The 25,724-nt window shown below is 69.5% G+C and carries 27 protein-coding genes; 14 read left to right on the top strand and 13 right to left on the bottom strand.

Going from position 1 to position 25,724, the window contains the following annotated elements; all coding sequences use genetic code 11:
* Positions 1-55 precede the first annotated feature (55 nt).
* Positions 56-676 (top strand): HAD family hydrolase, encoded by a 621-nt coding sequence (locus ACIBQX_RS41695; protein WP_397014651.1) that lies wholly within the window; start codon positions 56-58, stop codon positions 674-676.
* Positions 677-767: 91 nt separating this feature from the next.
* On the top strand, positions 768-1,163 hold the full coding sequence (locus ACIBQX_RS41690; RefSeq protein WP_397014649.1) for a cold-shock protein: 396 nt from the start codon (positions 768-770) through the stop codon (positions 1,161-1,163).
* Here ACIBQX_RS41690 and ACIBQX_RS41685 read toward each other — a convergent pair.
* Positions 1,160-2,689, bottom strand: a complete 1,530-nt coding sequence (locus ACIBQX_RS41685; RefSeq protein ID WP_397014647.1) for an MFS transporter — start codon at positions 2,687-2,689, stop codon at positions 1,160-1,162. The genes ACIBQX_RS41690 and ACIBQX_RS41685 overlap by 4 nt on opposite strands.
* A gap of 168 nt (positions 2,690-2,857) precedes the next feature.
* Between ACIBQX_RS41685 and ACIBQX_RS41680 the strand changes: the two genes are divergently transcribed.
* Together ACIBQX_RS41680 and ACIBQX_RS41675 are read left to right on the top strand one after the other, a co-directional pair.
* The gene (locus tag ACIBQX_RS41680; protein WP_397014645.1) at positions 2,858-3,658 is read left to right on the top strand and encodes a DUF3027 domain-containing protein; all 801 of its coding nucleotides are present in this window, start codon (positions 2,858-2,860) and stop codon (positions 3,656-3,658) included.
* A 78-nt stretch (positions 3,659-3,736) separates the two neighbouring features.
* Complete coding sequence (locus tag ACIBQX_RS41675) at positions 3,737-6,793, top strand: sacsin N-terminal ATP-binding-like domain-containing protein (protein ID WP_397014643.1); 3,057 nt, start codon at positions 3,737-3,739, stop codon at positions 6,791-6,793.
* Between the two features lie 97 nt (positions 6,794-6,890).
* Here the strand turns inward: ACIBQX_RS41675 and ACIBQX_RS41670 are convergent, their stop codons facing one another.
* A complete protein-coding gene (locus tag ACIBQX_RS41670; protein ID WP_397014641.1) occupies positions 6,891-8,369 on the bottom strand; it encodes an alpha/beta fold hydrolase in 1,479 nt (492 codons plus the stop codon).
* 115 nt (positions 8,370-8,484) lie between these two features.
* A complete protein-coding gene (locus tag ACIBQX_RS41665; RefSeq protein ID WP_397014639.1) occupies positions 8,485-8,697 on the bottom strand; it encodes a DUF2530 domain-containing protein in 213 nt (70 codons plus the stop codon).
* Positions 8,698-8,881: 184 nt separating this feature from the next.
* On the opposite strand from ACIBQX_RS41665, the gene ACIBQX_RS41660 reads away from it, so the two are divergent.
* The 4 genes from ACIBQX_RS41660 to thpR all read left to right on the top strand — a co-directional run bounded on the left by ACIBQX_RS41660 (position 8,882) and on the right by thpR (position 12,633).
* Positions 8,882-10,222, top strand: a complete 1,341-nt coding sequence (locus tag ACIBQX_RS41660) for an NCS2 family permease (RefSeq protein ID WP_397014637.1) — start codon at positions 8,882-8,884, stop codon at positions 10,220-10,222.
* Between the two features lie 114 nt (positions 10,223-10,336).
* Positions 10,337-10,789: a MarR family winged helix-turn-helix transcriptional regulator gene (locus ACIBQX_RS41655; protein WP_397014635.1), complete on the top strand. Its 453-nt coding sequence runs from the start codon at positions 10,337-10,339 to the stop codon at positions 10,787-10,789.
* A 32-nt stretch (positions 10,790-10,821) separates the two neighbouring features.
* Positions 10,822-12,045, top strand: coding sequence for an MFS transporter (locus ACIBQX_RS41650; protein ID WP_397014633.1), 1,224 nt, complete (start codon positions 10,822-10,824; stop codon positions 12,043-12,045).
* Positions 12,046-12,075: 30 nt separating this feature from the next.
* Positions 12,076-12,633, top strand: a complete 558-nt coding sequence (gene thpR, locus ACIBQX_RS41645; protein WP_397014631.1) for an RNA 2',3'-cyclic phosphodiesterase — start codon at positions 12,076-12,078, stop codon at positions 12,631-12,633.
* Positions 12,634-12,727: 94 nt separating this feature from the next.
* Here thpR and ACIBQX_RS41640 read toward each other — a convergent pair whose 3' ends face one another.
* Positions 12,728-13,696, bottom strand: a complete 969-nt coding sequence (locus tag ACIBQX_RS41640) for an aldo/keto reductase (RefSeq protein WP_397014629.1) — start codon at positions 13,694-13,696, stop codon at positions 12,728-12,730.
* A 62-nt stretch (positions 13,697-13,758) separates the two neighbouring features.
* Here ACIBQX_RS41640 and ACIBQX_RS41635 point away from each other — a divergent pair, with 62 nt between their 5' ends.
* Positions 13,759-15,039: an MATE family efflux transporter gene (locus ACIBQX_RS41635; RefSeq protein ID WP_397014627.1), complete on the top strand. Its 1,281-nt coding sequence runs from the start codon at positions 13,759-13,761 to the stop codon at positions 15,037-15,039.
* 18 nt (positions 15,040-15,057) lie between these two features.
* A complete protein-coding gene (locus tag ACIBQX_RS41630; RefSeq protein WP_397014625.1) occupies positions 15,058-16,074 on the top strand; it encodes a hypothetical protein in 1,017 nt (338 codons plus the stop codon).
* A gap of 55 nt (positions 16,075-16,129) precedes the next feature.
* On the opposite strand, the gene ACIBQX_RS41625 is transcribed toward ACIBQX_RS41630, so the two are convergent.
* Both ACIBQX_RS41625 and ACIBQX_RS41620 read right to left on the bottom strand, forming a co-directional pair.
* The gene (locus ACIBQX_RS41625) at positions 16,130-17,488 is read right to left on the bottom strand and encodes an alpha/beta hydrolase (RefSeq protein ID WP_397014623.1); all 1,359 of its coding nucleotides are present in this window, start codon (positions 17,486-17,488) and stop codon (positions 16,130-16,132) included.
* A gap of 193 nt (positions 17,489-17,681) precedes the next feature.
* Positions 17,682-18,230, bottom strand: coding sequence for an SMI1/KNR4 family protein (locus ACIBQX_RS41620; RefSeq protein WP_397014621.1), 549 nt, complete (start codon positions 18,228-18,230; stop codon positions 17,682-17,684).
* A gap of 133 nt (positions 18,231-18,363) precedes the next feature.
* On the opposite strand from ACIBQX_RS41620, the gene ACIBQX_RS41615 reads away from it, so the two are divergent.
* Positions 18,364-18,666, top strand: coding sequence for a hypothetical protein (locus tag ACIBQX_RS41615; RefSeq protein WP_397014619.1), 303 nt, complete (start codon positions 18,364-18,366; stop codon positions 18,664-18,666).
* Entirely contained in the window at positions 18,626-18,925 is a 300-nt protein-coding gene (locus tag ACIBQX_RS41610; protein WP_397014617.1) for a hypothetical protein, read from the top strand. Before ACIBQX_RS41615 ends, ACIBQX_RS41610 begins: the two co-directional genes overlap by 41 nt.
* Positions 18,926-19,157: 232 nt before the next feature.
* On the opposite strand, the gene tgmC is transcribed toward ACIBQX_RS41610, so the two are convergent.
* The 4 genes from tgmC to ACIBQX_RS41590 form a co-directional block, all read right to left on the bottom strand.
* Positions 19,158-20,306 carry an ATP-grasp peptide maturase system methyltransferase gene (tgmC, locus tag ACIBQX_RS41605; RefSeq protein ID WP_397014615.1) on the bottom strand — a complete coding sequence of 383 codons (1,149 nt, stop codon included), beginning with the start codon at positions 20,304-20,306 and terminating at the stop codon, positions 19,158-19,160.
* Complete coding sequence (locus ACIBQX_RS41600) at positions 20,294-20,818, bottom strand: hypothetical protein (RefSeq protein ID WP_397014613.1); 525 nt, start codon at positions 20,816-20,818, stop codon at positions 20,294-20,296. Before ACIBQX_RS41600 ends, tgmC begins: the two co-directional genes overlap by 13 nt.
* Before the next feature lie 450 nt (positions 20,819-21,268).
* Positions 21,269-21,511 carry a putative ATP-grasp-modified RiPP gene (gene tgmA / locus ACIBQX_RS41595; protein ID WP_397014611.1) on the bottom strand — a complete coding sequence of 81 codons (243 nt, stop codon included), beginning with the start codon at positions 21,509-21,511 and terminating at the stop codon, positions 21,269-21,271.
* A 98-nt stretch (positions 21,512-21,609) separates the two neighbouring features.
* Positions 21,610-22,740, bottom strand: a complete 1,131-nt coding sequence (locus tag ACIBQX_RS41590; protein ID WP_397014609.1) for a helix-turn-helix domain-containing protein — start codon at positions 22,738-22,740, stop codon at positions 21,610-21,612.
* Between the two features lie 158 nt (positions 22,741-22,898).
* Between ACIBQX_RS41590 and ACIBQX_RS41585 the strand changes: the two genes are divergently transcribed.
* Entirely contained in the window at positions 22,899-23,315 is a 417-nt protein-coding gene (locus tag ACIBQX_RS41585) for a hypothetical protein (RefSeq protein WP_397014607.1), read from the top strand.
* Positions 23,312-23,533 carry a hypothetical protein gene (locus ACIBQX_RS41580; protein WP_397014605.1) on the top strand — a complete coding sequence of 74 codons (222 nt, stop codon included), beginning with the start codon at positions 23,312-23,314 and terminating at the stop codon, positions 23,531-23,533. The genes ACIBQX_RS41585 and ACIBQX_RS41580 overlap by 4 nt, the downstream gene beginning before the upstream one ends.
* A gap of 90 nt (positions 23,534-23,623) precedes the next feature.
* On the opposite strand, the gene ACIBQX_RS41575 is transcribed toward ACIBQX_RS41580, so the two are convergent.
* From ACIBQX_RS41575 to ACIBQX_RS41565, 3 genes are read right to left on the bottom strand one after another with little or no spacing between them, the layout of a single operon-like run.
* A complete protein-coding gene (locus ACIBQX_RS41575; RefSeq protein WP_397014603.1) occupies positions 23,624-24,895 on the bottom strand; it encodes an RNA polymerase sigma factor in 1,272 nt (423 codons plus the stop codon).
* Positions 24,892-25,230: a YciI family protein gene (locus ACIBQX_RS41570; protein WP_397014601.1), complete on the bottom strand. Its 339-nt coding sequence runs from the start codon at positions 25,228-25,230 to the stop codon at positions 24,892-24,894. Before ACIBQX_RS41570 ends, ACIBQX_RS41575 begins: the two co-directional genes overlap by 4 nt.
* A gap of 43 nt (positions 25,231-25,273) precedes the next feature.
* Entirely contained in the window at positions 25,274-25,672 is a 399-nt protein-coding gene (locus ACIBQX_RS41565) for a VOC family protein (RefSeq protein ID WP_397014599.1), read from the bottom strand.
* Positions 25,673-25,724 lie beyond the last annotated feature (52 nt).

The raw sequence follows: 25,724 nt of genomic DNA, 5'->3' as shown, positions 1-25,724 counted from the left end.
TCCCACAGCCGGTGCCCGTTACGCGGACCGCGTCCTTCTTTGACATCCTTCACCTGTGGGTACTTCGGTGGGATTCGACCTGGACATGACATTGGCGGATACGAGAACGGGGATCGCGGCGGTTTACGATGAGCTCTCCTCCCGGCTGGGTGTGCGCATCGACAGTCAGGCGATCATCACGCGGCTCGGCCCGCCGCTGGAGCACGAGCTGGCCAACTGGCTGCCCGCCGAGGCGATCCTGGACGCGGCCGAGCTCTACCGGGAGATCTACCCCGACGTCGGCGTGCCGGCGCACACCGTGATGGCCGGGGCCCACGAGGCGATCGAGAGCGTTCGCGCAGGTGGCGGCCGGGTCATCGTCGTGACCGGCAAGAACTCCCGGGACGCGAGGAGCACGGTGCGTCGGCTCGGGCTGGACGTGGACGAGGTGGCCGGCTCGGTCTTCGGCGCGGCCAAGGGCTCGGCGCTCACCCGCTTCGGCGCGGAGGCGTACGTGGGCGACCACGTCGCGGACATCGAGGCGGCGCGGGCGGGCGGCGCGGTCAGCGTGACGGTCGCGACCGGTCCCTACACGGTGGGAGAGCTGCGCGATCATGGGGCGGATGTGGCGCTGAGCGACCTGACGGAATTCGGCACCTGGTTCGCCGCTTGGCGCTCGCGCGAGGAAGTCCGCTAATTCACCGGCATTTACCCGGTCGCCCTGCCGCTCTGCGGGGCATAACCTACGTCCATCACCTTAATCACGACTGTTTGAACGAGGTCCTCCTGTGCCGAGTGGCAAGGTCAAGTGGTACGACGCCGACAAGGGTTTCGGCTTCCTCACCCGTGACGACGGCGGTGAGGTCTTCGTGCATTCCTCCGCGCTCCCGGCCAACGCCGGGCCACTGAAGCCCGGCCAGAAGGTCGAGTTCGGCGTCGCGGAGGGCAGGCGCGGCCAGCAGGCGCTCTCGGTGCGGATCCTCGAGCAGCCGCCGACGCTGGCGAAGACGAAGCCCAAGGCCAAGCGGAAGAAGCCGGACGAGCTGGTGGTCATCGTCGAGGACCTGATCAAGTTGCTCGACGACGTCTCGACGTCCTATCAGCGCGGCAAGCACCCGGACGCCGCGCACGCCAAGAAGATCGCGCAGGTGCTCCGGGCCGTGGCCGACGACCTCGACGCCTAACCGTGCGGGTTCGTCAGCGGCTTGGTGGTGTCGAGTTTGGTGGTGTCGAGCGGCTCGGCGTCTGAATAGCGGTCCGGCCGCCGGCCCGCGGCCTGTTCCGCGGTCTGGGCCGGCTGGTGCTGGTCGGCGTGCTGGGCGCGCGTCCGGCGGTTGGCGGCGCGGATGCGGGTGCGCCTGGTCACGACCAGCCAGCCGAGCACGGCGGTGAGCACCACGGCCAGCGTGACGAGCCCGGCCGTGCTGCTCTCGGTCAGCGACAGGACCAGCCCGATCAGCCCGCCGAACACCCAGGCGAGCTGGAGCATCGCCTCGACCACGCCGAACGTGGACGAGCGGACCTCCTCGCCGATCTCTCGCTGCACGATCGCGTCGAGGGCGAGCTTGCCCAGCTCCTGGGCGAACGCGGTGATCAGCGAGACCGCGACCGCGGCCCACAGGCCGAAGAAGATCGCGGCCAGGATCGTGGTCACCGCGGTCGTGCCCAGCGTGAGCAGCACGACGACGCCGGGCGCGTGGTTGCGGGTCCAGTTGGCGGCGAACGCGCCGATCAGGCCGCCGATCCCGGCCGCCGCCGCGAGCACCGCGATCGTCTTCGGCGTGTCGAAGAAGGGGTCGGGCACGGCCAGCCACGGCACGCCCTTGTCCTGCACCAGGAAGAGCAGGAAGAACAGCAGGAAGCCGGAGAACAACCGGATGGCCACGTTGGCCCAGACGGCCTCGCCCACCGCCGGGCCGACCTTGAGCAGGGTCCGCCAGCGCGGCGCCCGGCCCTCCTCGGGCGTCTCCTCGTCGAGGTCCGGCGAGTCCACGTGCCGGGGCAGCCGGACGGCGAACACGCCGGCGACCAGGAACACCACCATGGCCACCCGCAGCATCATGGTGCTGCCCAGCCAGAGCGTCAGCCCCGCGCCGACCGGCACCATCACCCCGGCCGTCACCAGCGAGAACAGCGCCACCCTGGCGTTGGCCGAGACGAGCGTGATGTCGGCGGGCAGCACGCTCGGCATGATCGCCGCACGCGACACGTTGTAGGCCTTCGACAGCACCAGCACGCCCAGCGCCCCGGCGAACAGCGTCAGCAGGTCCTGCGGCCCCACGGCGGCGGCCATCGCGAAGCACAGCAGGCCACGGCCGAACAGCGTGCCGGCCATGACGTAGCGGCGGCCGGACCTGAACCGGTCGAGGATCGGCCCCACGAACGGCGCCAGCAACGCGAACGGCAGCATCGTGATGACCAGGTAGAGGGCGACGGGCCCGCGGGCCTCGCCGACCGGCACCCCGAAGAAGACGGTGCTGGCCAGCGCCACGGTGACCAGCGTGTCACCCGCGCTGTGCCCGGCGGTGAGCTCGATCAGGCGGCCGAGTCCGGTGCGGTCGGCGCCGTGGGCGTGGGTGAGGCGGCGGGTGGCCTGGCCGACCTTGCGCACGCCCCGGCCGGTGGCCCGGCCCGCGCGGGCGGTGCCGCCGGCGGTCGCCTTTCCGGCGCGTGCGGTCGCGCGGCCCGCGTCGGCGACGCCGCGTCCCATGCGTCGCGAGATCTCTCTCGCTCGCTCCCAGCCTCCCTCCACGCCTACCAGTCTTACCCGATCTCGGGGCGATCTCAGCGCCGGATCCGCACTAGAGGTCCCCGTCCGGTCCCGTCATGGGTGAGAATGAAGTGTGAGCGAACAGCACCTTTCGGCGGAGGCGGGCCGATGAGCCGTGCCAGGACCCGCGTCTCCGCGCCCGATCAGGCATGTGTCGACGCGGTTGATCTGGCGCGCGCCGCCGCAGGGGAGCTCGCGCGACCGGGCGAGCCGGGCGAGCACCTCGGCTACGAAGGCGAGGGCGACCGGATCGTCACCCACTACTTCGCCTGCCTCGACCGCGCCTACCGCGGCTGGCGCTGGGCCGTCACGGTCACCCGTGCCTCCCGGGCGAAGAAGGTCACGGTGAGCGAGGCCGTCCTGCTGCCCGGCCAGGGGGCGCTGCTGGCGCCCGAGTGGCTGCCGTGGAGCGAGCGGCTGCGGCCGGGCGACCTGGGCGTGGGCGACCTGCTGCCGACCCCGGAGGACGACGACCGGCTGGAGCCGGGGTTCACCGAGACCGACGACGACGCCGATCGTCAGATGATTTTCGAGTACGGCCTGGGCCGGGCACGTGTGCTCTCGGCCATCGGCAAGGACCGGACCGCCAGACGCTGGCATTCGGGCGAGCACGGGCCGCATACTCCGATCGCACACGCCGCTCCCGCGCAGTGCTCCACCTGCGGCTTCTACTGGCTGCTCGCGGGTGGGCTCCGGCAGATGTTCGGCGTCTGCACTAACGAGTACGCGCCGGACGACGGCCGCGTGGTCGCCGCCGACCATGGCTGTGGCGCGCACTCCGAGGCCGCCGTCATGCCGCCGCCGGTGGACCAGGCGATGCCGATCCTCGACGAGCTGACTTTCGACATGATGGAGGAGGAGGCGGGCTCGGTCGACGAAGCCGCCTCCGAGGAGCTCGGCCACTCCTGATCCTTTCCGTCGGGGAGTGTCGGTGAGGGCCGCTAACCTACGGTGTCTCGCCTACTTCCATGTACAGGATCGTGATCGATGACCGACACCTTCGGCACCGACCGGATGCGGGCCGCCGTGCTCGCCTCCTGGACGGCCTCGCCTGCCCGATTCCGCGAGGACGCCAACGCCGAGGAGGACTTCGCGCTCGGCGGCTACCGCGACCGGCTGATCGTCGAGCTGGCGCAGAACGCCGCCGACGCGGCGCTGCGCGCGGGCGTGCCAGGGGTGCTCCGGCTGACGCTGCGCGGTGACGTGCTGACCGCCGCCAACACCGGCGCGCCGCTCGACGCCGTCGGGGTGGAGGGCCTGTCCACGCTGCGCGTCTCCGGCAAGCGTGACGAGGTGGGCGCGGCGGGCCGGTTCGGCGTCGGGTTCGCGGCGGTGGTCTCCATCTGCGACGAGCCGTCCATCGGCTCCCGCGCCACGGGCGCGGTCCGCTGGTCGCGCGCGGAGACGGCCGGGCTGGTCTCCTCCGTGCCGGGGCTCGCGGGCGAGCTGACCTCCCGTTCGGGCCACGTCCCGCTGCTGCGCCTGCCGTTCGCGGCCGACCCGCTCGACGTGCCCGACGGCTTCGACTCCGTCGTACGTCTCCCGCTGCGTGACCAGGCGTCGGCCGAGGCGGTGCGGCGGATGCTGCTGGAGGCGAGCCCGGCGCTGCCGCTGGGCATGCCCGCGCTGACCGCGATCGAGATCGACCTCGACGGCGAGATCCGCACGGTGTCGGCCGACGGCTGGCACGTGGTCTCCGCGTCCGGGGAGTTCGCCTCCGACGAGGTGGCCGGGCTCTTCGCCGACCGCCCGACCGAGGAGCGCGCCCGTCCGTTCTGGTCGGTGCGCTGGGCCGTCCCGCTCACCGGCACCGGGGAGCCGGGGCCGCTGCCGGCCAACGTGCCGCCCGTGGTGCACGCGCCGACGCCGAGCGATGAGCCGCTCGCGCTGCCGGCGCTGCTCATCGCCTCCTTCCCGATGGCCACCGACCGCCGCCACGTGGCCAAGGGGCCGCTGACCGACTTCCTGGTCGACAGGGCCGCCGACGCCTACGTCACGCTGCTCAGGGAGCTGCCGCGCACCCCCAGGCTGCTCAGCCTCGTCCCGGCCCTCATGGGCAAGGGCGAGCTCGACGCCCGGGTGCGCCGGGCCATCCTGCAGCGGCTCCCCGACGTGCCGTTGCTGCCGGCGCTGTCGGCCCCGGCCCCCGCCGTGCAGACGCCGTCGTTCGCCGACGCCGACGTCTACGAGCCCGACGCCGAGTGGCAGGTCGAGCACCCGGCCAAGGAGCCGGAGGCCGACGGCTGGGTCGTCACGGGCCGGGAGGCCGCCGTGGTGGCCGGCTCGTCCGAGATGCTGGCGGCCGTCGCCGACTTCGTCCCGGGCCTGCTGCCGGCCGGCTGGCCCGCCAGGGATCCGGCCATGGGCTCGCTCGGCGTGCGCCGGGTGGAGCTGGCCGAGGTGGTGGACCTGCTGTCGGGGGAGGCGGTGGAGTCGCGCGACCCCTCCTGGTGGCGCTCGCTGTACGACGTGCTCCCGGCCGACGACCCCGAGTCGCTGGGCGCACTGCCGGTGCCGCTGGCCGACGGGCGGCTGGTGCGCGGGCCGCGCGGCACGCTCATCCTGGAGCCCGGCTCGGTCGCCTCGGGTGGCGGAGCCGAGCAGGTCGGGCTCGATCTCGCGCCGCTCGGGCTGCGCATCGTGCACCCGGACGCCGCTCATCCGGCGCTGGTGCGGCTGGGCGCGGCCGAGGCCACCCCCAGGACCATCCTCGAAGACCCGCTCACCAGGGAGGCCGTCTCCAGGTCGCTCGACGGCTCCGACGCGGAGCCGCTGGCCAAGGCGGTGCTGTCGCTCGTCCAGGCGGTGTCGCTGGCTCCCGGTGAGGCGCCGTGGCTGGCGGAGCTGGCGCTGCGCGGCGCCGACGGCGAGCTCTATCCGGCCGGTGAGCTGATGCTGGCCGGTGGCGCGCTGGCGGGGCTGCTGGAGCCCGACACGCACCTCGGGGTGGTCGCCGACGACCTGGTGGAGACCTACGGCCCGCGCGTGCTGGCCGCCGTCGGGGTGCTCGACGGCTTCGCCGTGGTGCACGACTCCGACGTGCTGCTCGACCAGGACGACTGCGATCACGACCTCGACGGCGAGGACGACTGGCTCGATCATCTGCACGACCTGCTGCCCGACCTCGAGGTGCCGCCGGTGGTGCCGGAGTTCGTGGCGGTGCGCGACCTGGAGCTCGTCGCCGACTGGGAGGCCGCGCTGGCGCTGCTGACCAGGCCGCCGCTGCGCGCTGCGCTGCACCCGCTGCGCGTCGAGGGCGTCGAGGTGCCCTCCTACACCGCCTGGTGGCTGGCCGGTCACCCCGTGCTCGGCGGGCGCAAGCCGCGCGAGCTGCGGCTGCCGGGGGCCGATCCGCTGCTGCAGGGCCTCTACGGTGACGCGCCGGCGGGGCTGGACGAGGCGGCGCTGGCGATGCTGGGCGTGCGCAGCACGCTGGCCGAGCTGCTCGACTCCCACGGCGGCCCGGAGGAGCTGCTCGATCTGATGGCCGACGAGTCCATCGTGGTGGACCGGGCCCAGCTGCGGGCCCTGTGGATCGCGCTGGCGGGCGTGGAGCCGTCCCGGGTGGCGCCGCCGCCCCGGGTCCGCTCGGTGCTCGGCGGCGACATCGTGGTGTCCGACGCCGAGCGGGTCGTCGTGGTGGAGGCGCCCGACCTGCTGCAACTGGTCACCCAGCATCCTCTGGTGCTGGCGCCGTACGACCTGGCCGAGTCCCTGTCGGAGCTGCTCGACCTGCCGCTCGCCGGCGAGATGACTTCCGGCGAGGTCACCTCGGCGGGCGAGACGCGGCCGGTGCCGCCGCAGGTGCGCTCGCTGCTCCCGACGGCCCCCGAGACCTACGTCGAGCACGACAAGCTGCTGGTCGACGGCGTGAGCTGCGCGTGGCGCTTCTTCGAGGGCGCCGTGCACTGCACCGGCCTGGACGGGCTGGCGCGGGGCCTGGCCTGGGCCACCGGCCAGTGGAACGACCGGCTGGCGGTCGCCGCGCTGCTGCGCGACCCCGACGCGGTGCCGCTCTTGCTGGCGGAGGCGGACCTGTCGTAGACCGCCCCCGAGCGCGACGTCCGCGCGGGCCTGCCTGGGCAGGCCCGCGCCGAGCCTGCCCGGCCGGTTCGGCGCGGGCAGGCTCGGGGTGGGTCGTTCAGTTGGCGGGGCAGGAGGTGTCGGCGGCGGGGAGCTTGCCGTTCAGCAGGTAGGTGTCGACCGTGCGCATGACGCAGCTGCTGCCGCTGAGATAGGCGCCGTGACCCTCGCCCTCGTAGGTGACCAGCACGCCGGTCTTGAGCTTCTCGTTGAGCGAGACCGCCCACTGGTAGGGCGTGGCCGGGTCGCCCTTGCCGCCGATGACCATGATGGGCGCGGAGCCGGTGGCGTCGATCTTCTTGGCCTCGTCGGACCCCTCGGCGGGCCAGTGGGCGCAGGCCGCGCCGGAGCCGTCGGCGGCCAGGATCGGGAAGACCTTCCGCACCTTCTCGTTGATCTCGGCCGTCTCGGCCTCGGTAGGCCGCTCGGTGCTGTCCACGCAGGTGATCGCCTGGAGGCTGGTCATCATGGTGGAGTAGGTGCCGTCGGGTTTGCGGCCGGTGTAGGAGTCGGCCAGCGACAGCAGCATGGCGCCGTCGCCCTTGATGGCGGCCGCGGCGCCCTGCTCCAGCATCGGCCAGGTGGCCTTGGCATACAGCGGGGTGATGATCGACAGCTGGGCCAGGCCGTAGGTGAGGTCGCGGTCGCCGACCTTGAGCGGCTTGTCCTTGAGCCCGTTCAGCAGCTTCTCGACGGTCCCCTCGACCTCGTCGCCGGTCTTGCCCAGGTCGCAGCCCTGGGCGAGGCAGCTCTCGCTGAAGGCGTCGAAGGCCTGGGCGAAGCCGGTGGCCTGGATGACCGCCCGCTCCTCGAAGGTGACGGCAGGGTCGTAGGCGCTGTCCAGGACGAAGCGGCCCACGTTCTGCGGGAACTTGGTGGCGTAGACGGCGCCGAGGTGGGTGCCGTACGACAGGCCGAAGTAGTTGAGCTTCTCGTCGCCGACCGCGGCCCGGATGCGGTCGAGGTCCTGGGCGGCGTTGACGGTGCCGACGTGCGGCAGCACCTTGCCGGAGTCCTTCTCGCAGGCGGCGGCGAACTCCTTGGCGAGCCGGTCGCCGTCCGCCGCGACGGCCGACTCCAGCAGCTTGTCGATCTCGCCGCCGCAGGCGACCCCGGCGCTGCGGTCGACGCCGCGCGGGTCGAAGCTGACCAGGTCGTAGCGGGTGCCCAGGCTGGCGAAGGCGCGGTGGGCAAGGACCAGCGTGTCGACGCCCGATCCGCCGGGGCCGCCGAAGTTGAAGACCAGCGAGCCGAGCCGCTCGCCGGTGGCCTTCACCCGGATCAGCGCCAGGTCGATCGTCTCACCGGCGGGCTTGGCGTAGTCGAGGGGAACGGCGACCTTGCCGCATTCGACGGCCGGGTCGGGGGTGACCGGCTTGCCGTCGGCGCCGGTGAGGCCGGTGCACGTGCTCCAGGCCACCGTGCCGGCGCTCTGGGCGGCCGGCGTCGAGGTGGGCTGGGCAGCGGGCTCGCCGGTGGTGCCGCAGCCGGCGAGAGCCGTCACACCCACGAGGAATGCGAACAAGGTCTTCTTCATGACATCTAGCATGATGGGAAGACGATTGCCCAGGTAGTGCGGCGTAACAGCTCTTTTGGGTGACTTCTTGAAGCGGTCCGGGGTGACAACGGGCAGGCCCCGGATGTGACAGATGTCAGCTGTTCCGGGGGCGGCGCACCAGCCAGATCCCGCACAGGCCGAAGCCGATGCCCGTGACGCAGGTCCAGATCCACCAGGCGTTCTCCGGGGCGGGACGGAAGATCAGCAGCGCGACCAGGGCGATCGCCCACAGGCCGGTGCCGATGGCGACCGCCGCCGTGTCGTTGGTCTCGATCGGCTCTGGGTCGGGATGCCACTGTCGGGTCACGACATCCACCCTAGCTTCCAATCGGGTCTCGATCCGATTACCGGTCCTTTTCGCAAAACGCCCCAACTGTCACTCTTCGCGCGTGAACGACACTCGTCATGCAATAGATCGTTTCTTCGCAATCTCCGCACGAGGCTCAACCGTATCCCGTGAGGTCCGGGGCGGGTTGGCCACCTTCTTCACCATGGCCTACATCGTCGTGCTGAACCCGATCATCATCGCCAACGGCAAGGACATCCAGGGCGAGGTCATCGGCGACGGCACCACGCCCAACGTGGCGCTGGTGGCCGCCGGCACCGCGTTCGTGGCCGGTGTGCTGACCATCCTCATGGGCGTCGTGGCCCGGGTGCCGTTCGCGCTGGCGGCCGGGCTGGGGCTGAACGCCTTCGTCACCTTCAACATCGCGCCGTTGATGACCTGGGAAGAGGCCATGGGCCTGATCTTCCTGGAGGGTGTCGTGATCGGCATCCTGGTCCTGACGGGGCTGCGGGTGGCGGTGTTCAAGGCCATCCCCGGTCAGCTCAAGACCGCCATCAGCGTCGGCATCGGCCTGTTCATCGCGCTGATCGGCTTCGTGGACGCCGGGTTCGTGCGCCGGGTGCCGGCCGGGCCGCCGCTGGAGATGGGCATCGCGGGCAGCCTGACGTCCTGGCCGATCTTCGTGTTCGTGGTCGGCCTGCTCCTCACCGCGGTCCTGGTGGCGCGGAAGGTCAGGGGCGCGATCCTGATCGGCATCGTCGTCACCACCCTGCTCGCGATCGTCGTGGAGGCGCTCACGGCGTCCGGCCAGTTCTCCGCCGAGAACCCGGGCGGCTTCCAGCTCACCGTCCCCGCCTGGCCCACCGAGGTCTTCGGCTTCCACAACCCGCTCGTGCTGTTCACCGAGTTCGACCCGTTCGGCGCCTTCAGCTCGGTCTCCGTCCTGCTGGCCCTGCTGTTCGTGTTCACGCTGCTCATCACGGACTTCTTCGACACCATGGGCACGATCGTCGGCGTCGGCCGCCAGGCGGACCTGGTGCAGGAGGACGGGACGCTGCCGCGTACCAAGGAGATCCTGCTCGTCGACTCGCTCGGCGCCGTCGCCGGCGGCGCCGGCTCGGTCTCCTCCAACACCACCTACATCGAGTCGGCCGCCGGGGTCGGCGAGGGGGCGCGGACCGGCCTGGCGAGCGTGGTGACCGGCCTGCTGTTCCTGGTCGCGATCTTCTTCACGCCGCTGGTCAGTGTCGTGCCGTACGAGGCCGCCGCGCCGGCGCTGGTGATCGTCGGCTTCCTGATGATGACCGCGATCCGGGACATCGACTGGACCGACTACGAGATCGCCATCCCGGCGTTCCTCACCATCGTGCTCATGCCGTTCACGTACTCGATCTCCAACGGCATCGGCGCCGGCTTCATCTCGTACGTGCTCATCAAGGTCGTGCGGGGCAAGGCCAAGGAGATCCACCCGCTGATGTGGGGGGTCGCGGTGCTGTTCGTCGTGTACTTCGCGCTCGGGCCGATCCGGGTCCTGTTCGGGCTGTGACCTGGCCGGGGCGGCCCGCGCGTGGCAGGCCGCCCCGGTGTATCAAGGAGTGAGACACTTCCTCCGTTAGGGAAATAGCTTGATCTCCTATATAGTTAGCAAAGGTAATGACGCATGCTAACAAGACCCCAGTCCCAGATGGACCTGCGCACCGGCGCCGGCCTCGCTTCAGCGCTGCGCGTTTCATTGGCAAGGCTGAACCGGCGGCTCCGGCGACAGGCGGCGGCGCACTCGCTGACGCCCACACAGTTCGCGACTCTCGCCGCGGTGGAACGGCATTCCGCGATAACCCCCGGCGAGCTGGCCGGGCTCGAGAAGGTGCAACCGCCCTCGATGACGCGCGTGATCGCCGCGCTAGAGGAACGTGGGCTGCTCCAGCGCACCCCGCATCCGACCGACCGGCGCCAGGTGACCGTGACCGTGACCGAGGCCGCCCGGCAGTTGCTGAAGGAGGAGCGCGCCCGCAAGGAGGCGTGGCTGACCCAGCGGCTGAAGGAGCTGACCCCCGAGGAGCGGTCGATACTCAGGCAGGCGGCGCCCATCCTGGAGAAGCTCAGCAGGATCTAGAGCCCGAAGAGCCCGAGGAACCCAAGACCGGGATGTTCCGGTCACTCAGGATTCGCAACTACCGCATGTTCGCGGCCGGTGGCGCCGTGTCCAACATCGGCACCTGGCTGCAACGCACCGCCCAGGACTGGCTGGTGCTGGACCTGACCGACAACAACGCGACCGCGCTCGGCATCGCGACGGCCCTGCAGTTCCTGCCGATGCTGCTGTTCGGGATGTTCGGCGGCGTGCTGGCCGACCGCTACCCCAAGCGGCCCATCCTCATCACCGCGCAGATCATGATGGCGGTCCTGGCGCTCGGCATCGGTGTGCTCACCATCACCGGCAACGCCGCGGTGTGGCACGTCTTCACGATGGCGTTCCTGCTCGGCATGATCTCCTGCGTGGAGGTGCCGACCCGGCAGGCGTTCGTGGTCGAGATGGTCGGGCGGCGCGATCTGTCCAACGCCATCGCGCTCAACAGCTCGATCTTCAACCTGGCCCGCGTGCTGGGCCCGGCCCTGGCCGGTGTGCTCATCCACCTGCTCGGCGGGACCGGCCCGATCTTCCTGATCAACGCGCTCAGCTTCGCCGCCGTCATCTCCAGCCTGGTCTTCATGCGCAGGTCCGAGCTGACCCTGGCCGAGCCGGTGCCGCGCGCCAAGGGACAGCTCCGCGAAGGGCTGAAGTACGTGCTCCGGCACGAAGAGCTGCTGATGCCGATCCTGCTGCTCGCGTTCGTGTCGATGTTCTCGCAGTCGTTCTCGATGTCGATCGCGCTGATGGCCCGCGAGGTCTTCCAGGCGGGGGCGTCCTCCTTCGGCCTGGCCTCCAGCATGTTCGCCGTCGGCGCGCTCGCCGGCGCGCTGCTGGCCGCGCGCAGGGCGAGGATGTCGCGCAAGGTGCTGCTCGCCGGCGCGATCGGGTTCGGGCTGTTCCAGATCGCCTCCGGATTCGCCCCCTTCTACCCGATCTACCTGGGGATGCTGGTTCCCGCAGGCATCGCGTTGATCACCATCAACACGGCCGCGAACTCCATCGTCCAGCTCGCCACCTCCCCCGAGATGCGCGGCCGGGTGATGGGCATCTACATGCTGGTCTTCACCGGTGGCGCACCCCTCGGGGCACCGCTCGTCGGCTGGCTGTCGGAGGTGGGCGGCCCCAGGATGGGCGTCGTGCTCTCCGGCGCGCTCGTGCTCGTGGGCACCGCCCTCGCGATCCTGGCGACCAAGCTGATCGTCGCGCGGGTCGCGCGCCGGGTGCCCGCGACCGCCTGAGCCGTCCCGGGCGGGGGACAATCGGGTGGCATGAGGCTCTTCGCGGCCGTGGTGCCGCCCGACGAGGTGCTCGACGAGCTCGAACGCGCCATCGCGCCGCACGTCGGGCAGGTGCCCGGCCTGCGCTGGCCGGACCGCGCCACCTGGCACATCACGGTGGCCTTCTTCGGCGAGGTGCCCGAGGAGGTGCTGCCGGACCTGCGGGTCCGCCTGGCCCGCGCCGTCCACCGCCACACCGTCCCCACCCTGGCCTTCACCCGGTTCGGGGCGTTCTCGTCCGTACGGCGCGCCAGGGTGTTCTGGGCGGGCCTGTCCGGCGACCCGATGACACGGCTGGCCGAGTCGGTCAAGGCAGGGGCTCGCCGGGCGGGAGCCGTACACACTGATGAAAAGCGCTTCCACCCGCACCTCACGCTCGCCCGCGCCAAGGCGGAGACGGACCTCCGCCAGCTCGTCGAATCGCTGTCCGGATTCACCGGTTCGACCTGGCGGGCGGAGAACGTCCGTCTCGTCAAAAGCGAGCAAGGCGCCCAAGTGAGGTACGAGTCACTCGACGAATGGGCGCTGGCAGCCACGCCACGGGACTAGGCTCCAGGGCGTGGATCGTCCTCGCTCCTGGCTGCTGCCCACCGTGCTCGGCCTCCTCTTCCTGATCGTGATCGTCGGCGCCCTGCTGGGCTGACTACCAGGCGTAGTCCTCCGGAGCCGGGCGGTGGCCCGGGAAGATCTCGTCCAGCCGGGCCAGCGCCTGCTCGTCCAGCTCGATCTCCAGGGTCCGCATGGTGCCTTCGAGCTGCTCCAGCGTGCGCGGGCCGATGATCGGGGCCGTGACCGCAGGCTGCGCCAGCAGCCAGGCCAGCCCGACGTGGGCCGGGTCCTCGCCCAGCTCGTCGCAGAACTTCTCGTACTGCTCGATCTTGTCGCGGTGCTTCTCCAGCTCCGTGACCATGCGGTCGTTGGCCGACCGGCCCTTGTCCAGCTTGCGCAGAATGCCGCCCAGCAGGCCACCGGCCAGCGGGCTCCACGGGATCACGCCGAGGCCGTAGTCCTGGCAGGCGGGCAGCACCTCCAGCTCGACCGTCCTGGTGAGCAGGTTGTAGTGGCTCTGCTCGCTGGTCAGGCCGAACATGCCGCGCTTCTCTGCCGCCTCCTGCGCCTTGGCGATGTGCCAGCCGGCGAAGTTGGACGACCCCACGTACACGATCTTGCCCTGCTGGCGCAGGACGTCCATGGCCTCCCAGAACTCGTCGTACGGGGTGTCCCGGTCGACGTGGTGGGCCTGGTAGATGTCGATGTAGTCGGTCTGCAGGCGCTTGAGCGAGGCGTCGCAGGCCCGGCGGATGTTCAGCGCGGACAGCTTGGCGTCGTTGGGCCACTCGCTCATCGCGCCGTTGAGCTTGGTCGCGAGGACTGTCTTCTCCCTGCGGCCGCCGCCCTTGGCGAACCACCGGCCGATGATGTTCTCGGTGATGCCCTCGCCGAGCTTCCAGCCGTAGACGTTGGCGGTGTCGAAGAAGTTGATCCCCAGCTCAAGGGCCCGGTCCATGATGGCGTACGAGTCGTCATCCGAGGTGTACGGGCCGAAGTTCATGGTGCCGAGGCAGAGCGGACTGACCCGGAGGCCACTGCGTCCGAGTTTCACATAATCCATGACTATCACCCTAAGTACCTGGAGTGCGCTCCAGGCCAGAGGGGGGCCACCGTGAGTTCGTCATGACCGCTCTGCTCCGCGCAGCGGTACCGCTGTTCCTGTCCATGGTGACGGGGCTGGTCGGCTCGCTCGTCGTCACCGCCGTGCTCGGCCGCCATGCCACCGTCACGCTGGCCGCCTTCGCGGTGGTGACCGCCGTGCTGACGCCGGCCGCCACGGCCGTCGCGGGGGCGTTACGCGGCCTGGCGCCGTTCGCGGCCGTGCATCGGGACGACCCGGACGCGGTGGTGCCGATCCTGCGGGACGCGCGCTGGCTCAGCCTCCTCGTCGGGGCGGCGGGCGCCCTGGCCGTGCTCGGCGTGCCGGTTCTGGCGGGCGTCGCCGGGGTGCCTGGCGAGGTGGTCGCCGAGATCGGCGCGCTGCCCTGGCTGCTCGCCCTCTACCTGCTGGTCTACGCCTCCGGAGGCGGCGCCACCTCGGTCCTCGTCGCCATCGGCCGCCCTCGGCCGGTGCTCTGGTCCTCCCTGGCCGGCACGGTGGTGATGATCGCGTCGGCCGTGGTCCTGGTACCGCGATCCGGGCTCACCGGCGTGGGGGTGGCGTGGCTGCTGTCCGGCGCCGCGTCCGTGACCGTCGCGAACCGCAGCCTGCGCCGTGCCCTCGGCCGCCGGGTCGGTCGGGCCTGGCCGCGCCTCGGTGAGATCGCCCGCCTGGCGCGGGTGAGCGTGCCGCTCGCGGGGACGATCCTGGTCAAGTTCGGCGGGCTGGGAGTCGTCACCTTCGCCGCCGGGCTGACCAGCACCCGCGACACCGCCGCGCACGCCGTGCTGAGCACGCTCACCGGGTTCACCATGCTGGCCTCGCTGTCGGTCGCGCAGGCGTCGGTGCCGGAGGTCGCGCGGGCGCGCACCACGGCCGAGGCCCGGCGGGCCAACCGGACCGCCGCCCTGCTCGCCGTCATCGCGACCGGTCTCGCCGCGCTCGCGCTGGTGCTGCTCGGCGATCCGGTGGCGGCGCTGTTCAGCGACGATCCAGGGGTACGCGAGCGCGTGCTTTCGTTGCTGCCCCTGATGCTGGTGGCGTCCATGGCCGATGCCGCGCAGGCCGTGCAAGGGATCGGTCTCACCGCGCTCAAACGGTCCGGGGCCAGCCTCGTGTACTTCGCCGCCTGTTATGGGCTGCTGGTGCTGTCGGCCGTGCCGGTGGCCGTCAGCTGGGGGATCGAGGGGTTATGGGTGTCTCTGGTGGTGGTCAACGTGCTGCTGGCCGGGCTGCAGGGGCTTGGGTTTCACCGGCACAGTGGCCGCGTGGGGGAGCCGGGCATGGGGGCGATTGGGGCATGATTGCGGCGTGGGGGATTCATGATTCGGGCCGGCGTGGTGGCGGGGGTGCTGGTCGTCGTCTGCGCAGCTGTCTGCGCGGCGCCGGCGTACGGTCTGTCTTCCGTTGATGATGACAAGCTGTTCACGTTCAGGGACGCTCGGATCACCGAGTCCAGTGGTCTGGCCGTCTCGCCCGGTCACGACGGGGTCTACTACACCCACAACGACAGCGCGGCGCGGCCGGAGTTCTACGCCGTGGGCGAGAACGGACGGACGAAGGCCACGTTCCAGCTGCGGGGGGCGGAGGCGCGTGACTGGGAGGGCATGGCGGCGAGCAAGGACCCGGAGACGGGGCGCGGGGTGCTCTGGTTCGCCGACATCGGGGACAATTTCGACGGCGCCTGGCCGGACATCTCCATCTACAAGGTCAACGAGCCGCGCGACCTCACCGATGCCACTCTCCCGGCCGTCCGCTACCGGTTCCGCTACGCCGACGGCGCCCGCAACGCCGAGGGCATCATGGTGCATCCGAAGACCGGGCGGCTCTACGTCGTGTCCAAGGAGTTCGCGGGCGGGGTCTACGCGGCGCCCAAGAAGCTGCGTACCGGCCGGGTGAACGTCCTGCGCAGAGGGGTGGCCGCGCCGCTGATGGCCACGGACGCGGCCTACGCGCCCGACGGCTCTTCGTACGTCGTCCGTACGTACTTCTCCGCCACCCTCTACCGGCCGTCGGGGGAGCAGATCAGCAAGGTGACGATGCCGGATCTGGAGCAGGCGGAGTCCATCGCCTATACCGCCGATGGGAAGGCGCTGCTCACCGGCTCGGAGGGGCCCAAGAGTCCCGTCTACCGGGTTCCGCTGCCGGATGCCGCGCTGCCTTCGGTGACTCCGCGGGCCTCCGCGCCGCCGGACCGGCCCACGGCCCAGGGCACTCGTGCCGCCGCCGAACCGGCGAGCGAGCCGGTGGGGCTGACCGGGCGGGACATTCTCATCTGGCTGGTCGCCGCCGCCCTGGCCATCGGCGGCATCGTCCTGCTGGCCCGCCGTACCCGCTGATCAGGGCCTGGTCCGTCCACCGCGAGGGGCCGATTGCCGCCGGCTGACGTCGCGGCTATCCCGCGCAGACCGTGCCGGCGGCCGGTAGTACGGCGTCGAGCAGGTAGCGGTCCACTGCTTCGGTGACGCAGGCGTTGTCGCCGTAGGCGGCGTGCCCGCTGCCGTCGCGGGTCAGCAGCCTGCCGTTGGCCAGGTGCTTAGCCGTTGACCGGGCCCATTCGTACGGCGTCGCGGGGTCGCGGGTGGTGCCGATCACGAGGATCGGCGCGGAGCCCCGGGCGGTCACCGGACGGGGCTTGACGACGCCGCCGTTCGGCCACAGGGGACACATCGTGCCGGAGGTGAACTCGTACCCGAACACGGGCCGGCTGCGGGCCGTTCGGTTGGCGTCGGTGAGGACCTGGCGCGCGGTGCGGCGGTCCGGCAGGTCCTGGCAGTTGATCGCCAGGTTGGCGATGTCCACGGCATCGGTGGGCTGGATCGCGCTGTGGTCGCCGGCCTGGATCTTGGCGAGCTGACCGTCCAGACCGGGCCAGTAGCGGGGCGAGCGGAGCAGCGCGGCCATCATGTTCACCAGCTCCTCCTGCTCCGGCGGGCGTGAATCGGCGGCCCGGAGCAGCTTCGCCACTTCGGCCCGGCCCTGCGCCTCGCTGAACGGGCACCCTGCCCGGTCGGCACAGTCGGCCAGATAGTCGTCGAGCGCTCGCTCCACGCCTCTTGCCTGGCCGTTCAGGAACGCCTTGTTGTCGCTCGCGGGGTCGACCGCCGAGTCCAGCACCATCCGCCCGATCCGGGTGGGGAACGTGTCGGCGTACCGGATCCCGATCCGGGTGCCGTAGGAGGTGCCGAGGAACGACAGCTTCGCCTCGCCGAGGACGGCCCTGAGCACGTCCAGATCCCGGACGTTGCTCAGCGTGTCGACGTGGTCGAAGAGCGGCCCCGACGCGGCCCTGCACTGCCGGACCCAGGTCCTGACCGCGGCCTCCTGCCTCTTCCGTTCGGCGAGCGTGTCCGGCGACGAGTCCACCGTCCGCAGGGCCGCGTCCGCCTCGTCCGGGCAGGTCAGCGGCGCGGACTCGCCGACGCCTCGGGGATCCCAGCTGACCAGGTCGAAGCCGGCGGTCACCGCACCGCTCCACGTCCGTGCCGCTTCGGGGAGGTATGTGACGCCGGATACACCGGGTCCGCCCGGGTTCGTCAGGAGCGATCCGTGGCGGGTGCCGGTCGCTTTGTGGCGGCGGACCTTGAGCGTGATGGTGCTGCCCTTCGGGCGCGCCCAGTCGATCGGGACGGTTACCCCGGTGCAGTCCAGTGGCAGGCCCCGGTCGTCGCAGGCGCTCCAGGAGACCTTCTGCCGGTAGAACGCGTCGTACGCGGCCGCGTGGTCGCCGGCATCGGCGTTCGCCACTGGCACGCCGATTGCCGTGAGACCGCCCAATAAGACCGCCATGACGGCCCGTCGTCGCCTTGTCATGACGCCCAAGCATCGGCGGCCGGAACAGCCGTCGCCAGCCGGGTAGCGGTACGGGCCTGGGTAGGGCGGGCCTTACCGCGCGCGGTTCGCCGTTCGTGAGGGACGGCATGCCGCACCTGTCGCCGGAGGTCGTCTACGTGGGCTGACTCAACCGGGCCTTCATCAGGTCCCAGAAGGACCTGTGACGATCGGCGCCGGCTAGCCAAGGTGCGAGATACCAGGCCTCCCACTCGCCATCAGAGGTCTTGATGTGGGGGTTGAGGAGAAATACTCCATCGTCCCAGTGCCCGACCAGAAGGGTGTCAGGCAGATACTCCATTCTCAGATGGCCGCAGTCCTGCTCCTTTCCATAGACGAAATAGAGGTCATCGGGCACAGTCCAGGACTCGCCGCCCTTGGGCGTCCAGCACTCGATCATCCAGGGCTCAAGGTCACGGAGCCAGCCGACTTCCGGGACCGGCCGCAGGGAGTACTCATCGACGCCCCAGCCGTTGGCGAACAGGAGGAACTGCCGATAGCTGGGCGGCAGGATCGTACCCAAGCGCTCTTCGAGCCGGCTGACTTCCAACTCGTCCGCCGGCAGGTGGAGACCGTGCTCCGGCCCTAACGGCGGCTGGTCAGAGCCTTCGGCCGCCGGCTCCTCCGCTGGGAAGAGGTCAGACCATGCGCGCTTTGTCGTCATGATGGGAGACGATATCCATCACGACTGACCTTTCTCGGACTGAGTTCGGGCGGCTGTAGGGTGCCTGGGCCCGCACCTCGGGCCAGGATGCTGATGTCTCCGGTGGTGTTAGGCCAGCCGCTGAGGAGGTCGCATGTACTTCATGCCCGACTATCACCCTGAATGGCTTGTGGGATGCGCAGCGATTCGATACGTCCATGGTCAGCGGCTTGCCGCACTCGTCGGGCGACGTCTGAACCAGGTGTGGCTGCTCTGGAATCTGAAGAGCGACTCGTATTTCGGTGACGGGCCGGTCATCATGGATTTCGACGGCGAGCAGGTCGAGATCTGCCAAGATGTGTCGCCCACCTGGGCCAAGCGAGGCAATCGTTGGTCGCTGGTGAGGAGGGATATCAGTGGAGGAATTGCTAGAAACTCTAGAGCAAGCATGGGATGACGAAAGCGGATTGTTGGGAAAGCTTCGCTCGGGGGAATTTGACCTTGAAGCAGGAGAAGCCTATGTGGCGCTCCTATCAAGGATTCCGCCGGCTGGTGAAATCATCGACTCGACGCTCGTCCGACTGATCTGGTTTGCCCCTATGTTCATTGAATGGCAGATCGAGAGGGCAAGTAGCAGCGAAAGTGAAATGGCTCAGTTGAAGCGTATCGCGGACCAAGTCCAGGAAGCTGTAGCCGATATTCTTGGTATTCCTTAGCCCAACTGTCGGAGGCGAAGCCCATTTGGCTACGCCCAGGTCAGCAAAGGGGCCTGCGGGGACGACGAGGTCCCGCCTGGTGCAGGCGACCAGGTTCTCTCCGCGGTCCCCGTCGAGCCGGATCGGCCGCCTCGCACCTATCCGGGTGAAACAGTGAGTCACCCACGTCTCATCGGTGTAGGCCAGCGAAGCCAGTCAGGCCCCCGCGACAGCGTCGGCTATTGCCTCCGCATCAGGCGCAGGGTTCGTATGGCGGTAGTTGCCAGCTCGGCCCGTCAGGGTCGCCGAGCCAGACGCGCTGATCTTCTGATGTCACGGTGAGGCCGAAGCCCGACTGGTGGGGTCGGCCTGCCTCCATCCAAGTCAGGATGATCTCCTCTACCTGGTCCCACAAGCGGTGTGGCCCGTGCTGATGGACCACCCAGCCACCGCCGGGCGATGGGCGGATGTCGGCCTGGGAGCCGGCGATCACGTCATGCAGGACCAAGATGTCCTCGGCCCACCCGTGGTGGGCCCGCGGGATGGCGAGTTGGGCCACGAAGAGCGCCGTATCGTCCTTCAGGTTTGCTGGGTCGACCTCGCTATGACCGACTTCGCCGATGCCCATCTGCAAGGTAGACCGTGGAGGCGCGGCGTGTGCCCGTGCAGGCATGAAGTAGACGTCATCCTCGCGGAATCGGCCGCTTGCAGTGCCGTCCTCGCTGACGTGGAGATGGGCGAACGCGACTCCGCCCAGCCAGCCGAGCATGGGCGCCGTGACGGTTCCTCCATTCCTGACCTGCCGGAGCCAGGCCGGCGGAATGGTTCGTACTGCGCATGTGGCGATCAGCCGATCATAGGGAGCATTGCTCTCATGACCCAGCAGCCCATCGCCCTCGATGAGCGTGGGCGCGTAGCCGGCCTCGTTGATGGCTCGCCTCGCACGAGTCGCGATCACAGGGTCGTACTCGATGGATGTCACCGACGACGTGCCCAGGCGGTGGCACATCAGCGCCGTGGAGTAGCCGGTACCCGTGCCTATCTCCAGAACCGTGTCCCCTTCGCGGATGCCCGCAACGTCGAGCATTCGTACGACCAGGCTCGGTTGCGTGGATGATGAGGTGGGCCGCAGGATCGTGACGGGCTCGGTCGCGTCCTCCGCGAGCACCCCGTCGATCTGGGTCACCCAGGTCTCGTCCTCGTACGCCAAGGCGAGCCACTCTTCGCTGGTCATCTCTGTGCGATGCGTGGGTACCCAGCCGAGATGAGGGTCGTGTCTGTAGACGGCATCTCCCAGGAAGATCGCGCGGGGCACCGCCTCCAGAGCCTCGCGCCAATCGGGAGACTTGATGCTCTCCGCCAGCGCTCGGCGGAAGCGTGCGGCAGTGGTCACGACCACCATCCTTCTAGGATCTTGTCAGCGAAGGCCTGAGCCATCGCCTCGGCGCCGGGCAGCCAAGCCCACTGCCCGTTGGGGTTGCATTCGATGAAGACCCATTGTCCGGTCTCTGCTTCGATCGCGAAGTCGAAGCAGCCGAAGGCCAGGCCGAAGGTGTCGAGATAGGCGTGCAGAGCTGCCTCGATCGGCTTGGGCACGTCGACCGGTTCGTGAACCAGCGCGCCCCAGTCTCCTCGACGCCAGTCCAGCGCGCCGTCAGGAGTTGTGATCCGGTACGCGAACACCTTCCGGCCGATCATGGTCACCCTGGCGTCAGCGTTCTTGAGGACCTGCGCCTGAAACATGTGCGCGGTCATCGTGACCGAGTCATCGATCTCATGCTCGGCGACCGGCTGGGTCCATATCGCCGCGACCTGACCGTCCGAGGCATGTGGAGCCCCACGGAAAGACTTGTAGATGATCGGGCCGTGCTCGGCAGCGAACTCTCGTGCCCGCGCCGCGTCGTTGGTGATCAAGGTTCGTGGTACGGCCATGCGGAGCTGGGCGGCTGTTTGAAGCTGGGCAGGCTTGAAGTCCGCCCGGTTGATCGCGCTGGGATGGTTGACGTACGCGGCACCGCGCAGGTTATAGAGGACACCGCCAAGTCCATGCCAGGCCTCGGTGACGGCGAACTCCTATCCGCTAGGTGAGTGAAGCGACTGGAGAAAGAGCTGGGGCGGCGGTAGTACACCGCCCCGACCTCGTCCAATGCGACGTCACGGCTCGGCGTGTGGAGCCGGCCTGACCACTGGCCGAGCTCTGGACCCATATGTGCGTCGAACGACAACGCATCCCCGATGTCAGCGGGGTCTACGCGCGCAACCTGCACGCCGCGACGCTCGTTGAGCGCCATGATCACCAGGTTGGCGGTTACGTCCTCCGCCGATGTGATCACTATGACGGTGCTCTGCGGGGACTGCATTCTGCTACTTCTGGTCGGTGTTGGAGTCGTCCGCCGATTGGGGCGCGTTCGTTGCGCCGTCATGCGGCCTGGACTGGGTCACCGTTGCGAAGGTGCCCATGTCCACCATCCTCAGTTTGTCGTCGAGAAAGCGCGTGACCTGAGTGGCGGGGTCGAGCTGAACCGTGGCGTAGGGCGTGGGGGTGAGCGTGTGGAGACGGGTGGCTCGGGTCAGGCCCCAAGGCATGGTGAGTTGCGCGTTGGACATTCGAGGACCTCCGTTTTTGGAATTTCCTGGACGGAGATTGCCACGGGGGCGCATGAGATGCATGCCTACGTATGACTACGCACAAAAGTTTATTGGCGTCAAGAGGCAGGTAGCTCAGAGGAGACCGTTTTAAGATGCTGCCGGGCTTCCCTGACTTCGGGTACGTTCTGCCATTTGGCTGACTCGCGAAGAATGTCCGCCACGCGCTTATTTACCCGTGCTGATGATATGAAGGGCACTGCCCTTGTCAGCAGCGCGATCCGATCAGCTGCGAGGCCAGGGTCAGCGGCCTTTATTGCCGTCTGTACTTGGCGGCCGATGTATTGAGCCCGGAAAAGTGGTGAATATTTTCCTATGTCGTCCGCTGCCCGTCTTAGGAGGGAGCCTGCCTCGTCATAGCGGCCGAGCCTGCTGAGACCTATGGCGACATCGCCCACAATGGCCGCCTCGGTGAACGGCGACAAGCCGTCAACGTTGAGTGCCCTGTCGAGGGTGTCTCTGGCCGCTCTGGCGTTTTCCGGTATGCGTGCGAGCGAACGACCGAGCCGCATGGCCAGCGATGCCGCCCTGCTGGGTGGAAGGTCCGGGAGGTTCAGCCCTCGACGGGCATACATGATGGCCCTGGCGGCATCGCCACGGTAGAGGGCGACGCGGCTCAGGCTCTCCAGAGCGTGGGCCTCCGCACCGGTGTCGGCGGCGCGGTGCGCGAGCTCGAGGGCGAGCATGCCTGTGCGCTCGGCATGCGCGAGTTTCCCGGCGTCGTACAGCACCAACGTGGCTTGATACACCATCTCGGAGACGGCTCTCTGGAGCTGGCTCCCGGATATGTCGGCCACCTTGTCAACGTTCTTGACGTGGCTCAGCGCGCGAGAGGCGAGAGGTATGCCGCCGCATTCGTAGCGGTTCCGTGCCAGGCTTTCGGCCAAGGTGCTTACATAGCTAGGGTCTTGGTAGGGGTTCTTGTTAGTAGACGGTACGAATACGGACGCGGCGGATACGAGAAATTCCCGGCGTTCCACAGGCTCCTCCGTTGCTGGAGACATTCGGACTTCCCAGCCAACGCGGGCGAGCAGGGCGGTTACCCTGGCAGTCGTTGTGTCCCTGAGTCCTCTGGACACATGACTGACCCAGGTCTGTGACACGCCTAGTTCCCGTGCAAGACCAGCCTGCGTCCATCCCCGCTGCGCCATGATCGCTTTGAGGGCATCTGGGAAAGTGCGAACGTCCATGACGTGAGCGTATAGCTGAAAGCAATCTCTTCTCTATGTCTCTATTGCTCTAAGCAATTCCCTTGCTGGTGTTACCAGAAACCGGTCGTAACCATGGTCACCCAACCGGGAAGGACATCACCGCACCCGGAGTGCGCTGAGCCGATGGAGACAACCGGATGCTTCAGGAACTGGTGGGAAGAACAGCCGAAGAGGGCCGAGCGAACCCTGTCCGCGAGCCGATCAGCGACGTCGTCGCGGGCCGGCATGACGAAGCGCTGGCCAAGCTACGGGAACTGCTGGCCAGGCGCGGAATGCGCAGCCAGGTGGTCGAATGGCTCAAGCTCACGCTCAGGTCGTCAAGGTTTCCCCTGCAGCCCACGAGTTCTCTGGTCCGGTATCCGCCGGAGCTGCTGGTCTTCTCTCCTCAAGGGTGGCGCGTCGCCACCGTGCGAATAGCGCCACGGTCCAGCGCGTACATCGTGGAGGTCGCCCAGGCCGGGGAGAAAGACGTTGTCCTCCCCGACAGGGTGACGCTGGTTCCCGGAGACTCGCCGGACAAGGCCGCCGCGCTGATCCCGGGCTACAGGCCATGAACTGCGAAGAGCTCGAAGCGAGGTACGGCCGGGAGTGGCACATCTACCCCCTGTGCTGGGGGACTGCGGCGGTCAGGAAGCGCGTGCCGACTCCCGAGCAGTTCGCGCAGGGTTACTTGTACGCCCTGATCGGTGCGAACCCGGACGACCTGGCGAGCCAACTCGACCACCAGCCGGACCAGCGTCATGCCCAGGTTGACGACGCATGGCGGTGGTGAACATGTCAACTGGCGGCCCACCTGCACGTCTGGTCGGCGGCCAGGCCCGCCACGCGGAACCCGGACGTGCCCTGACGGTCCGGCCGAGGGTCAGCTCCAGGTGAGCCGCTCGGCCAGCAGCGCCTGCTGGGCGGGGTTGGCCGTCAGCGCCAGCGCCCGCTCGTCGCAGGCCCGTGCCCGCTCGGCCTCGCCCAGCTCGCGCAGCAGCTCGGCGCGGGTGGCGTGCCAGAGCGCGTAGCAGGCCAGGTCGTGCTCCAGAGCGTCCACTTCGGCCAGCGCCGCAGCGGCGCCGTGCACCTGGCGCAGGGCGATGGCCCGGTGCAGCCGGGTGATCGGCGAAGGGGCCAGGTGCGCCAGCATGTCATAGAGCACCAGGATCTGCGCCCAGTCGGTCCGCTCGAAGGAGGTCGCCTCCGCGTGACAGGCCGCGATCGCCGCCTGTAGCTGGTACGGCCCCGGCCGCCGATGCGTATGGGCCGCGCGGGTCAGCAGGGCGATCGCCTGCTCGATCGCCTGATGATCCCACCGGGAGCGGTCCTGATCGGCCAGCAGCACCAGTCGGCCGCGCTCGTCGAAGCGGGCGGGGCCGCGCGCCCGGTGCAGCCGGATCAGCGCCAGCAGCCCGGCCACCTCCGGCTCCCCCGGCGCCAGACCCGCCAGCAGGGCGGCCAGCCATTCGGCGTCGTCGACCAGGTCGCGCGCCTGGGCCCGCTCGGGCGTGCTGGACAGGTAGCCCTCGTTGAACAGCAGGTAGACGACCGCCAGCACCGAGCGCAACCGCTCCGGCAGCTCCTCCTGGGCGGGGACACGGTAGGGGATGCCGGCCTGGCCGATCTTCTTCTTCGCCCGGGTGATGCGCTGCGCCACCGTGGTCTCGGGCACCACGAACGCCGCGGCGATCTGCCCGGTCGACAGGCCGCACACCACCCGCAGCGTCAGCGCGATCCGCGCCGCCGGGGCGAGCGCCGGGTGGCAGCAGGTGAAGATCAGCCGCAGCCGGTCATCGGCCGCCTGCGGCTCCAGCCGGTGCAGCTGGGCCAGCTTGGCCCGGAAGTTCGACTCGCGCCGCAGCACATCCAGGCCACGCCTGCGCGCCACCGTGTACAGCCACGCCTGCGGCCGCTCCGGGATGCCCTCGACAGGCCAGCGGCGCAGCGCGGTCTCCACCGCGTCCTGTACCAGGTCCTCGGCGGCGGAGAAGTCGCCCAGCAGCGAGATCAGGCTCGCCGCCAGCCGGCTCGCGTGCTCGCGCACCACCTGGGCCAGCACCCGCCCGCTGTCGCCGTCGAGGCCCCGGGCGTGGCCGGGCGGCCCGCCGGCGGGGTCGCCGGCGGGTGGGTGCCGGTCTGCCGTGCCGGTCATGAGGCGGGGCGGATCTCCACGATCGGGCACGCCGGCCAGGAGCGGGCCAGCTTCAGCGCCTCGTCGAGATCGGCCACCTCGACCTCGGCGAACCCGCTCACCACCTCCTTGCCCTCCACGAACGGCCCGTCGGTGACCACCGGCTCGGCGCCGTCCAGACGCAACGTGGTGGCGGTGTGCACCGGCGCCAGATGCGTATGGTGCGTGATCACCTCGGCGTTCTCGGCGAACCACCGGCCCACCGCCTCATATGCCTGGCGCTGCTCCAGCTCGCCCATCGCCTCCAGTTGCTGGGCGAACTGCTCGGTCTCGATGAACATCAGCACATACTTCATGCTCTGCTTCCTCCCGCTCGCCGAATGATGTACCCAGGCACGCTCAGCTGGACGGGAGCGTGGCGTACAGGTCGACGCCGCACCCGTCCGGGTCGGCCACCGTGGCGTAGCGCATCCCCCAGAAGGCGTCGAACGGCTCGGCGATCCCGTGATAGCCGGCCTGGAGGAGCTCGGCGTACTTGGCGTCCACCCCTGCCGGGGTGTCGAACTCGAAGCACAGCAGGGTACGCGGCCCTCCGGACGGCTTGGTCCAGCCGGGCAGGAACGGGGTGCGGAAGCTCTCGGTGTCGAGCATCACGTGCAGCCCGCCGGGGAGATCGCAGCCGGCGTGCTCGGGCGAGTGCTCGTCGAGCTTGAACTCCAGCCCGAGGTGGGCGTAGAAGGCCATCGACGCCTGGAGGTCGGACACCACGACGTCGATCGTGTTGAGCGTCGGATTCATGATCGTGCTCCCTGTCTTCCTGGTCGATCGTGCCCGGTGCGGCGCCATCCGG

Origin of the sequence: Nonomuraea sp. NPDC049714 (genome assembly GCF_044465295.1) — a bacterium.
Lineage (GTDB): Bacteria > Actinomycetota > Actinomycetes > Streptosporangiales > Streptosporangiaceae > Nonomuraea.
The sequence above is the reverse complement of the archived record's forward strand: the minus strand, read 5'-3'. Positions and strand labels throughout refer to the sequence as shown.